Raw genomic sequence first — 9,806 nt, 5'->3', positions numbered from 1 at the left:
ATTGCGCCCCTGGCATCCTGACTTACCTGTTGCTTAGCCTCGGTGACATAGCGGTTGCCCGGGCCAAAAATTTTATCCACTTTGCCAATCGTCTCAGTGCCGTAAGCCAGCGCCGCAATGGCCTGAGCGCCGCCGATGGTATAAATTTCAGAAATACCGCAAAGCTCGGCCGCATAAAGAATTTCCGGTGCAATATCGTCCGCGGCCGGCTTACCGGGCGGGGTAACCAGCACCGGGCGTGGGCAACCCGCCAGTTGCGCCGGCACACCCAGCATCAGAACCGTCGAGGGTAAGGGGGCACTGCCACCCGGGATGTACAGACCAACCGCACTTATCGGCCGGCTTTTTAGCTGACACATGACACCGCTGCTGGTTTCCACTGCAATATCACGAGGTAGCTGGGCAGCATGAAATTTTCGGATGTTATCATAAGCCAGTTCAATGGCAGCTTTGCGCTCGGGTAACAAGCTGGCTAACAGGCTGCGTTTTTTGCTGTCGCTCAGGCGAAGCGGGTTATCTGCTAAACCATCAAACTGCTGACTGTAGGCTCGAAGTGCCTTATCACCCTGCTGTTTAACGGTGCCGATAATTGCACGCACCTGCTCGTTTAAATCCGCTGTATCAGGCAGCTCAGGCCGGGCCAGTGCAGCGAGCCGCTGCTCAGCATTAAGCTGTGTCCAGTTAAACAGGTTGGCAGAAGTTGTCGCCATGGTGGTCACCATCATTACTCCATCATTTTTTCGATTGGCAGCACTAAAATGGAACTGGCGCCCAATGCTTTTAGTTGCTCCATGGTTTCCCAGAACAGGGTTTCGCTGCTCACCACGTGAATTGCCACCATGGCGTCGTTACCCGCCAGTGGCAGCATAGTCGGGTTTTCCGCACCGGGTAGCAGGGCAATCACATCGTCCAGCCTGGCGCGAGGAGCGTGCAGCATAATGTATTTACTTTCATTGGCCTGCATTACGCCGTTAATCCGTGGCATCAGTTTGTTTATCAGTTTTAGCTGCTTGTTGTCAGTTAAATCTTTGCGCTGAATTAACACCGCTTTGCTGCGGTAAATTACGTCAACTTCTCTCAAACCGTTGGCTTCAAGTGTAGCGCCGGTTGAAACCAGATCGCAGATGGCATCAGCTAATCCTGCTCGCGGTGCAACTTCAACCGAGCCTTTTAGCGTAACAACCCGGGCATTGACTCCCTGTTGTTTTAAATAACGGCCCAGCAATCTTGGATAAGTGGTGGCAATGGTTTTGCCTTCCAGCGAAGCCGCTCCCTGATATTCATCTTCTTGCGGCACCGCTATAGATAAACGGCACCCCCCAAAATCCAGCCGTTTTAGCACGGTATAGTCGAAACTGTGATTATCCAGTTGTCGTTGCAACGATTCTTCTTCCAGCACGTTCTCACCGACAATACCTAAGTCACAGACACCATCCATTACCAGGCCTGGAATGTCATCGTCACGCACCCGTAGGATATCAATGTCCATATTTTCAACATGGGCAATCAGTCGCTGTTCCCGTAAATTAATTTTTAAACCACAACTGGCAAAAAGGGCCTGCGAATCAACCGATAGACGACCAGATTTCTGCATTGCAATGCGTAAGCGTTTACTTTCTGTTGCCGGACTCATAATGGTCTCCATGACGATAACTAAAATTGGTGAATATATTTTTTTATTACGATAAACAAAAACCCCGGGCCTGGGCTCGGGGTTTTTGTTACGTTACCACCGGAGCGCCAGACTACAGCCCTCCGAAATACCGGACGGCTAGTGCCTGTGATGATGGCTCAGGGTAGTAACATTAATCATATGGGCTGTGTTGCTTGATCTTTTCTGCTTAACAATATGCTATACAAGTTACCCGTGAAACGGATGAAGTGCAAGGGTATTTTGGGAAGTGCACCAGCTGTGATTTTCTAATTAGTGATTGATATATAACAATTAAAGTAATTTAATAGGGTCTTGTTCGAAAAATAATTTTTGCAGCCTGATATGCTAATCTGAATTTTAAGTTTAAAAAATGGTCAACTTGTATAGCCAATGAGCTGCCTTGTTCAAGTTTTTCAGCACCAGGCCGATAACAGATCAGTGACTCATTTAGGGGACAGTTATGGACGCATTTATGCCGTTTATGCCGCGGGTGCCTGGCACGCCGGTAGAGCCTGATCCAAAGCAGGTGGTGCCGGTATTTAAAGAAGCCAGATTAAGCCCGTTGAAACATAATGAACAGAAATTTCTTATTCTGCGCCGGCCAGAACCGGAGCAGCGGCGACGTGGCGAGCGCTACCCTGAAGCACCCTATACTACCCCTGAAGCAGAACAGCATGTTGATAAAGACGGCCATCTGGATATTTTTGTCTGAATTTTTCTGCTGATAAGGGCATAATAGCGCTCTTTTAAACCAGCAGGTGTCGTTGTGACGAGCTTAATCCTCAGGCTAAACCAGCAAAGCCATGACTAGCAGTCTTGCCAGAAAGGTGCTGGCTGCTTTTGCAGAGAATGGCAAACTGGCCAGCAATATATCCGGGTTTAACCCGCGTGCTGCTCAGCTGCAAATGGCTGAGGCAGTTGCCGGTGCCATTGCCGAAAACACCGCTTTGGTAGTAGAAGCAGGAACTGGTACCGGTAAAACCTATGCTTATCTGGTGCCCGCACTGCTGGCCGGAAAAAAAGTTATTCTGTCCACCGGTACTAAAAATCTGCAGGAACAGCTATTCCTGCGTGATTTACCCAAAGTGCAGCAGGCGCTGGCCAGTCCATTACATACTGCGCTGTTAAAAGGCCGGGCAAACTACCTGTGTCTGTTCAGGCTGGAGCAGCATTACAACCATGTGCCGCTGCAGGATGATCAGCTGATCCAGGATTTAAGCCTGATTAAAAAGTGGTCAGCAGAAACCCAGTCCGGTGATATTGGAGAGTTGAGCTATATTGCAGAAGACTCTAAAGCCCTGCCATATGTGACCAGTACTACAGATAACTGCCTGGGTAAGGACTGTCCGGTATACGAAGACTGCCATCTGCTTAAAGCGCGGAAAAACGCGCAGGCTGCTGATTTAGTGGTAGTAAACCATCATTTGTTTTTTGCCGATTTAGCATTAAAAGATACTGGTTTTGGCGAACTGCTGCCACAGATGGATGTGATTATCTTTGATGAAGCTCACCAGCTACCTGATATTGCCAGTGACTATTTTGGCGAGCAGGTATCCAGTCGCTTGTTACTGGATTTATGTCGGGATTTGGAGCTGGCCTGTAAATCTGAGCTCAGGGATCACCCGCAATTAGTGAAGGTCGCGGAAAAACTGGCCAGCCTGGTGCGGGACTGGCGGTTGCAGTTTGCCGCAGAGCCTGCCCGTGGCAACTGGCGCGACCTGGCACAGCAGGCACCGATGCAAACTGCCGTTACCCGGGTAAACGATGCGATTGATATGCTGTACCAGGTATTAAAAAGTAGCCTGGGTCGCAGTGATACCGTTGACAGTGTTTTTGAACGCCTTGCCCAGCTGAAAAACCGGTTGCTTAAAATGCAGGATTTAAATCAGGTCGGGGTCAGTTTATGGTACGAAACCAGCCGGATGCATATCAGTTTACATTTAACACCGCTGAGTATTGCTGAGCGGTTCAAAGCAATAGTGGCTGCGGAACAGCGAAGCTGGATTTTTACCTCTGCAACATTATCGGTAAACGAGGGGTTTAGCCATTACACCGGTCAGATGGGGCTGGATACTGCGCAAACTTTGCTACTGGAAAGCCCATTCGATTATGCCAGTCAGGCGATGTTATGTTTACCGCGATATTTACCGGAACCACATCAGCAGCAAATGGGCCCTGCGCTGCTGACATTGGCAATCAAGCTGATTACCGCGAACAACGGCCGGTGTTTCTTCCTTTTTACCAGCCACCGGATGCTACAGTGGATGGCCAATGCGCTGCCCGAGCAGATCAGCCAGCCGGTGCTGGTGCAGGGCTCGACCGGTAAACGCCTGCTGCTGGAGCAGTTTGTGACGCTGGACAATGCTGTGCTGCTGGGTACCGGCAGCTTCTGGGAAGGGGTTGACGTTCGCGGCGATACTCTAAGCTGCGTGATTATTGATAAACTGCCGTTCGCGTCGCCGGATGACCCTTTGTTGCAGGCTCGCAGTGAAGATTGTCAGCGTCGTGGCCTGGACCCATTCAGTACCGTGCAGTTGCCGCAGGCTGTCATTACCCTGAAACAAGGGGTAGGCCGGCTTATTCGTGATGTAACTGACCGTGGCGTACTGGTGATTTGTGATAACCGCTTAGTTACCAGGCCTTATGGCAGTGTCTTTTTAAAAAGCCTGCCACCAATGCGTCGTTCGCGCTCAGTGGACGATGCCGTAGCGTTTTTACAACAAACAAGACAGGAAAATTAAGGTGAAGTTACTGGCGTTAGATACCTCAACTGAAGCGTGTTCAGTGGCCCTGTTATACCAGGACAATATTATTGCTCTGGATGAAGTTTGTCCGCAACAGCACAGTAAAAGAGTGTTGCCGATGATTGACAACGTTCTGGCTGAAGCTGGCCTTAGCTTAACTGATCTGGACGGCATCGTGTTTGGCCGTGGTCCGGGCAGTTTTACCGGGGTAAGGATTGGTGTATCAGTTGCTCAGGGACTGGCATTTGGAGCTGATTTGCCGGTATTTGGTGTCTCAACATTAGCCGCAATGGCCCAGGCCGCTGTGCGGCTGCATCAGGCCAGCCAGATAGTCGCAGCCATTGACGCCAGGATGGCCGAAGTGTATCTGGGCTGCTTTGGCTGTGATGCAACGGGCATAGTACAACCGTTAACGACTGAACAGGCGGTTAAACCGCAATCGCTTTCGTCGTTGGGCCTAAGTGGCAAGGTGATGGCCGTCGGCACTGGCTGGCAAACCTATGTGGATGAGTTACAGCGGGCACAACCTGCTCAAATCATTAGTAATATTTTATACCCCTCAGCACAGGATATGTTGCGTCTGGCGCAGCAGCCATTTATTGACGGCCATTTTGTTAGTGCCGCGCAAGCTGAACCAGTTTATGTGCGTGATGAGGTAAGCTGGAAAAAGTTGTCTGGCAGATAAAATACTTGGATAAAGCAGTAAAGCGGTTATAATTACACCAGTTCGCTTACTCTGAAGATGTTATGAGCCTGACTGTTAATCAAAGCCTGAATGCCCCCGCTAATGTTGCCAGCGTATTTGCCGGCACAGAGCAGCGCCGTGCGCCACAGGCTGAAGATAATCGATTGTCAGGTTTACCGGGCGATAATAACGGCACCGGTATCCGCGCCAGTCAGCAGGTAATTAATCAGCTGGACAACGAACGAAATCAGCGTAGTAATTTTCAGAACCCTGACTTTCAGAACACTAACAGCAATCGCGGTCAGCAAGCGGTTGCTGCTTACCAGAGCCAACAGAACGAGCAACGTCGTGCCGAAGTTCAGTCGTTGTTGGGTGTTGATCTTTACGCCTGAACAAATCCACCCACGGTGCCATTGCGTACGTACACCATAATACCGTTTTAACGCGCTGCAATGCAGTGTCGATATAAGGAAATATTATGGCTAAAACCTGTCTTATCACCGGTGCCAGCTCTGGCATGGGCAAATCAACAACATTGCATTATGCCGCTAATGGCTGGCTGGTTTATGCGGTAGCCCGCTCGGCTGACAAACTGGCTGAACTGGCTGAAAATCATGAAAATATAAAACCGGTAAGTTTAGATGTCACTGACAGCGTAGCCCTGGCAACCTGGACGGCAGCATTACCCACCGGACAGAAATTTGATGCCGTGATACTTAACGCCGGAACCTGTGAGTACGTTGACGTTGACGATCTTGATTTAGCCGCATTTGAACGCACCTTTGCTGTTAATGTGCAAGGTGTTGTCTGCTGCACCCGTTATTTGCTACCGTTGCTAAACAAAGGACATCATCCAACTCTGGCTATTGTCAGTTCTATGTCGCATTTTTTCCCGTTTACCCGGGCCGAAGCATATGGTGCCAGTAAGGCTGCCGTCGCTTATTTTACCGACAGTTTGCGGGTTGATTTGGCCGATACCGATATTAATGTTTGCCTGATAGAACCCGGGTTTATTGATACGCCGCTCACCCGGAAAAACGATTTTGAGATGCCATTTTTAATGGCACCTGAAGTGGCTGCCAAACGAATTTTTGACGGCATAAATGCCGCAAAAAGCCGGTTGCGTTTTCCGCGCCGTCTCAGCTTCAGTTTGAAATTGCTGAATTTATTGCCCTATACCCTGCGCAATAAACTGGCCGCCAGGATGAGAAAGCAATGAATAATGGCAGCGCAGCACCTGTAGTATCGGGGTATTTATCACCGCATCCGGGCATTCACTGGCGTTCAATCATTGGCTTCGAGCTTGCCTGGTTAGCACTGGTGTATTTTCAGAGCCTGGCGGTAACACCGGCACTGGCCTACTTAATATATGGCATTTACAGGTTGCCAAACCGGGCACGGCTGGCGGTGCTGGCGATAGCCGCAGTGGGTATTGTGATAGACAGCACCCTGGTTTCTCTGGATGTTATTTCTTTTAGCGGAACAACAAGCGAAGCCTTACTGTTACCCGGTTGGTTTATCTTAATATGGCTACTTTTCGCGCTGGCTGCAGTTGAAACTATGGCAGGGTTTCTTCGGCCGTGGTGGTTGGGCATGCTGCTTGGCGCGACAGGGGGGCCATTATCTTATCTGGGCGGCGCAGCTTTAAGTGGTGGTGTATTGCAGTTCCCGCTGGCAAGCTGGTCATTTGTTGCGTTAGTAGCAGTTTGGGCAGTTATTGGCGTAATATTGGGATATAGCAGGAGGTTCTATGCACACACTGTTAACTAGTGTTATTGCCCTTGGTTTTGCAGGCATGGTGGCGGCAACGCCTGATCTGACAACGGTTGGCGAGGGCAGTTACCGCTATTTATTCTGGCAGCTTTATGATGCCAGACTGGCCAGCAAAGATGGCACCTTCAGTGATTATCAGCAAAGTCGTCCATTGATGCTGGAGTTAACCTACAAACGTGATATCAGCAAACAAGAGTTTATCGATGCCACCGTAGAGCAATGGCAAAGGTTGGGTAACAGCAGTAAACAACAGCAACAGCAGTGGGCTGATACGCTTGATTCATTGTGGCGTGACGTGACAGAAGGTGACCGTTTAGCGGCGCTGCTTACCGAACAGGGCCAGGTACAGTTTTATTTTAATGAAACTGACATCGGTGTGGTTGAAGATAAAGATTTTGCGCCGGCGTTTTTCGATATCTGGTTACACCCTGATACGATGGCGCCGAAATTACGGCGCCAGTTAATATCAGCAGAGTAGGGTTAGCTAAAACAAATTGATTGTCACTTCTGAGTTTTTACAACATTACTTACTTTGCTGAATATATTGGATCAGCTTTTTGGCAATAGCCGTGTTATCCATAAAACCGTTGAATTCTGCTGCATTTTTACCGTAAGCCATAACCGGGACATCTGCCGCAGTATGGCCACCACTGGTCCAGCCGGTTAGTGAGGCGTCACTTATAAACTGCAGTATCTGATTGCGGGCTGCTTTATCGTCAGCATCTTGCAGTGCGGTTACCAGCAGTTGTAATTGCACTTTATCCAGACTTATCCCGGTAAGTTCGGTATAACGTTGACTTATTTCCTGTGGCTCTTTCAATTGTTGCAATTGCCGGGCTATCTCCCGGCCGGTTGCTTTAACTTGTTTAATGACATCAGTCCGCCACTGGTAAACGCCGTTGGCGCCTAATGATAAGCCGCCGGTTTCATGATCTGCGGTAATAACTAGCAAGGTGTCCGGGTTAGCATCAACATAAGCTTTAGCAACACTGATGGCTTTGGCAAAGTCATGCATTTCAGCCATGGCACAGGCAATATCATTGTCATGGCCGCACCAGTCAATCTGGCTGCCCTCTACCATTAACACAAAGCCTTTGTCGGCAGATGACAATAACTGCAGCGCTTTGTCAGTTAACGGCGCCAGCATGCCGCCATTATCTGAATTCAGCGCTGCCGGTAGGGCAATATCAGCCAGTAAAGCCATTGCCGGTAACCGGGTTAAACTATTAAGCTGCTTATAGTCATCAGTATATTGGTAGCCAAGGTCGGTAAAGCCATTAACCAGATTTCGATCCTCGCGGACAAAATACCTGGTGCCACCCCCGATAATTAAATCGGCAACCGGCTTGCCGTCAATCCGGTAATCCAGATACATATCAGCAATATTATCCAGATTGCGCCGGCTGCTGTTGTGGGCTAGAAATGAAGCCGGGGTGGCATGGTTAACCTGCGAGCTGGCGACAATACCATTGGCTTTGCCAAGGCGTTTGGCCAGCTGCATCATAGTGCCAATTGGGATATGTTGCCGGTTGACTGAAATAGCGCCATTGTAGCTTTTTACTCCGGTCGCCAGTGCCGTGGCGCCGGCTGCAGAATCTGTTACCAGGGTGTCATCATCCGGATAAGTGCTGGCCATACCGGTCAGTAAATCGTCAAAAACGGTACTTGCCACGGTTGCGTTTGCCGGATCATGCTGATAATAACGATAACCTGCAACATAAGCTGGCCCCATACCATCACCTATCATATAGATAATATTCTTGGGTGCGGCATAGCAAACCGCCGGTAATAAGCTGGCTATAGCCAGAGACAGAATGGCTGAACGCATCGGTAAAACCTGTACTTTATATAATTTTGATTAGTGTACGTTAACTTAACAGGCCAACCAAGCGTCATGCGATAAGCTGGTATTTTTTCAGACAGATTATCAATTAAGTGTTTTGCTGGACAATTTTCCGCCTGGCAGGCTATCTTAGAACGAATATCTTGTACCGTGGTCGTACAAGTATGATCGTTAGCATACTGAATAGTTGTAAAAGGAAGCTATGAAAAAAACAATAACAAACATAGTACTGACCGTAGGCCTGACCCTGGCCTGGCAATCGCTGGCCTCCGAGCCTGATCCACGCCAAAAACTAAGCGAACTGGCGCTTAGCAATGCCCGTAGTGCCGAGCACATTAGCCGCAATCAGTACCGCAACCCGGCTGATACCTTACACTTTTTTGGTTTAAAACCTGACATGGCTGTGCTGGAAGTTTGGCCCGGACGTGGTTGGTATACTGAAATACTGGCACCCTATTTAAAAGAGCAGGGGCACTTTACTATTGCTCAGTTCCGGCAGGACGATGGCACCTTTAAAGATGAACGGGCAAAATTCTGGGCTCGGCTAAGTGCAGCCTTGTCAGAAAAGATTTCTGAACAGGAAGATTATTTCGGCACTGTGCATCAGATTGAGCTTGAGCCTCCTTATTTTCAGCCAGAGTTAGCACCCGAACAATTTGATATGGTGTTGTCATTTCGTAATGCCCACATCTGGGATGAAAATGGCCATTTACTGGCTACTTTGCAATCCCTGTATGATCTGATTAAACCCGGTGGCGTACTGGGTTTAGTTGAGCACCGCGCCGCGACCTTGTCAGATACCACCAGTGTGGCGGTAGAAGGCTATCTTGACGAAGCCTATGTGATTGCCGCAGCGGAACAGGTTGGCTTTCAACTGGCAGCCCGAAGCGAAATTAATGCTAATCTGCTCGACACCAAAGATCACCCGAAAGGCGTATACACCCTGCCACCTACTCTGGCATTGGGTAACTATGATCGGGAAATGTACCTGGCTATCGGCGAGAGTGACCGGATGACCCTGAAGTTTATAAAACCTGAAGTTCAGCCGTGATCCAAGCGTAACTGGCTTAAGCTAATTGTGCAGTGTGGTTAATTATGGGATGATTA

Annotated in this window: 11 protein-coding genes; 8 read left to right on the top strand and 3 right to left on the bottom strand. The window is 49.1% G+C overall.

Going from position 1 to position 9,806, the window contains the following annotated elements; genetic code table 11:
* A partial coding sequence (gene hisD / locus KQY15_RS19005; RefSeq protein ID WP_254795479.1) for a histidinol dehydrogenase occupies positions 1-710 on the bottom strand: 710 nt, incomplete at its 3' end.
* Positions 711-724: 14 nt separating this feature from the next.
* On the bottom strand, positions 725-1,633 hold the full coding sequence (gene hisG, locus KQY15_RS06750) for an ATP phosphoribosyltransferase (protein WP_217668420.1): 909 nt from the start codon (positions 1,631-1,633) through the stop codon (positions 725-727).
* 481 nt (positions 1,634-2,114) lie between these two features.
* Here hisG and KQY15_RS06745 point away from each other — a divergent pair, with 481 nt between their 5' ends.
* The 7 genes from KQY15_RS06745 (at position 2,115) to KQY15_RS06715 (ending at position 7,334) form a co-directional block, all read left to right on the top strand.
* Positions 2,115-2,366: a hypothetical protein gene (locus KQY15_RS06745; protein WP_217668419.1), complete on the top strand. Its 252-nt coding sequence runs from the start codon at positions 2,115-2,117 to the stop codon at positions 2,364-2,366.
* 91 nt (positions 2,367-2,457) lie between these two features.
* Entirely contained in the window at positions 2,458-4,395 is a 1,938-nt protein-coding gene (yoaA, locus tag KQY15_RS06740; protein WP_217668418.1) for a DNA repair helicase YoaA, read from the top strand.
* 1 nt (position 4,396) lies between these two features.
* On the top strand, positions 4,397-5,083 hold the full coding sequence (tsaB, locus tag KQY15_RS06735) for a tRNA (adenosine(37)-N6)-threonylcarbamoyltransferase complex dimerization subunit type 1 TsaB (protein ID WP_217668417.1): 687 nt from the start codon (positions 4,397-4,399) through the stop codon (positions 5,081-5,083).
* 62 nt (positions 5,084-5,145) lie between these two features.
* Positions 5,146-5,475 (top strand): hypothetical protein, encoded by a 330-nt coding sequence (locus KQY15_RS06730; protein WP_217668416.1) that lies wholly within the window; start codon positions 5,146-5,148, stop codon positions 5,473-5,475.
* A gap of 86 nt (positions 5,476-5,561) precedes the next feature.
* Positions 5,562-6,302: an SDR family NAD(P)-dependent oxidoreductase gene (locus tag KQY15_RS06725; protein ID WP_217668415.1), complete on the top strand. Its 741-nt coding sequence runs from the start codon at positions 5,562-5,564 to the stop codon at positions 6,300-6,302.
* Positions 6,299-6,853, top strand: a complete 555-nt coding sequence (locus KQY15_RS06720) for a DUF2878 domain-containing protein (RefSeq protein WP_217668414.1) — start codon at positions 6,299-6,301, stop codon at positions 6,851-6,853. The genes KQY15_RS06725 and KQY15_RS06720 overlap by 4 nt, the downstream gene beginning before the upstream one ends.
* Positions 6,834-7,334 (top strand): chalcone isomerase family protein, encoded by a 501-nt coding sequence (locus KQY15_RS06715; RefSeq protein ID WP_254795477.1) that lies wholly within the window; start codon positions 6,834-6,836, stop codon positions 7,332-7,334. Before KQY15_RS06720 ends, KQY15_RS06715 begins: the two co-directional genes overlap by 20 nt.
* Positions 7,335-7,379: 45 nt before the next feature.
* Here KQY15_RS06715 and KQY15_RS06710 read toward each other — a convergent pair whose 3' ends face one another.
* Positions 7,380-8,684, bottom strand: coding sequence for an alkaline phosphatase (locus KQY15_RS06710; protein WP_217668413.1), 1,305 nt, complete (start codon positions 8,682-8,684; stop codon positions 7,380-7,382).
* Positions 8,685-8,901: 217 nt separating this feature from the next.
* Here KQY15_RS06710 and KQY15_RS06705 point away from each other — a divergent pair, with 217 nt between their 5' ends.
* Positions 8,902-9,750: a class I SAM-dependent methyltransferase gene (locus KQY15_RS06705; RefSeq protein WP_217668412.1), complete on the top strand. Its 849-nt coding sequence runs from the start codon at positions 8,902-8,904 to the stop codon at positions 9,748-9,750.
* The last annotated feature ends 56 nt before the right edge of the window (positions 9,751-9,806 follow it).

The sequence above is a fragment of the Arsukibacterium indicum genome, from assembly GCF_019100565.1.
GTDB lineage: Bacteria > Pseudomonadota > Gammaproteobacteria > Enterobacterales > Alteromonadaceae > Alishewanella > Alishewanella indicum.
Note: the sequence above shows the minus strand (reverse complement) of the source record. Positions and strands in the feature narration are given on the sequence as shown.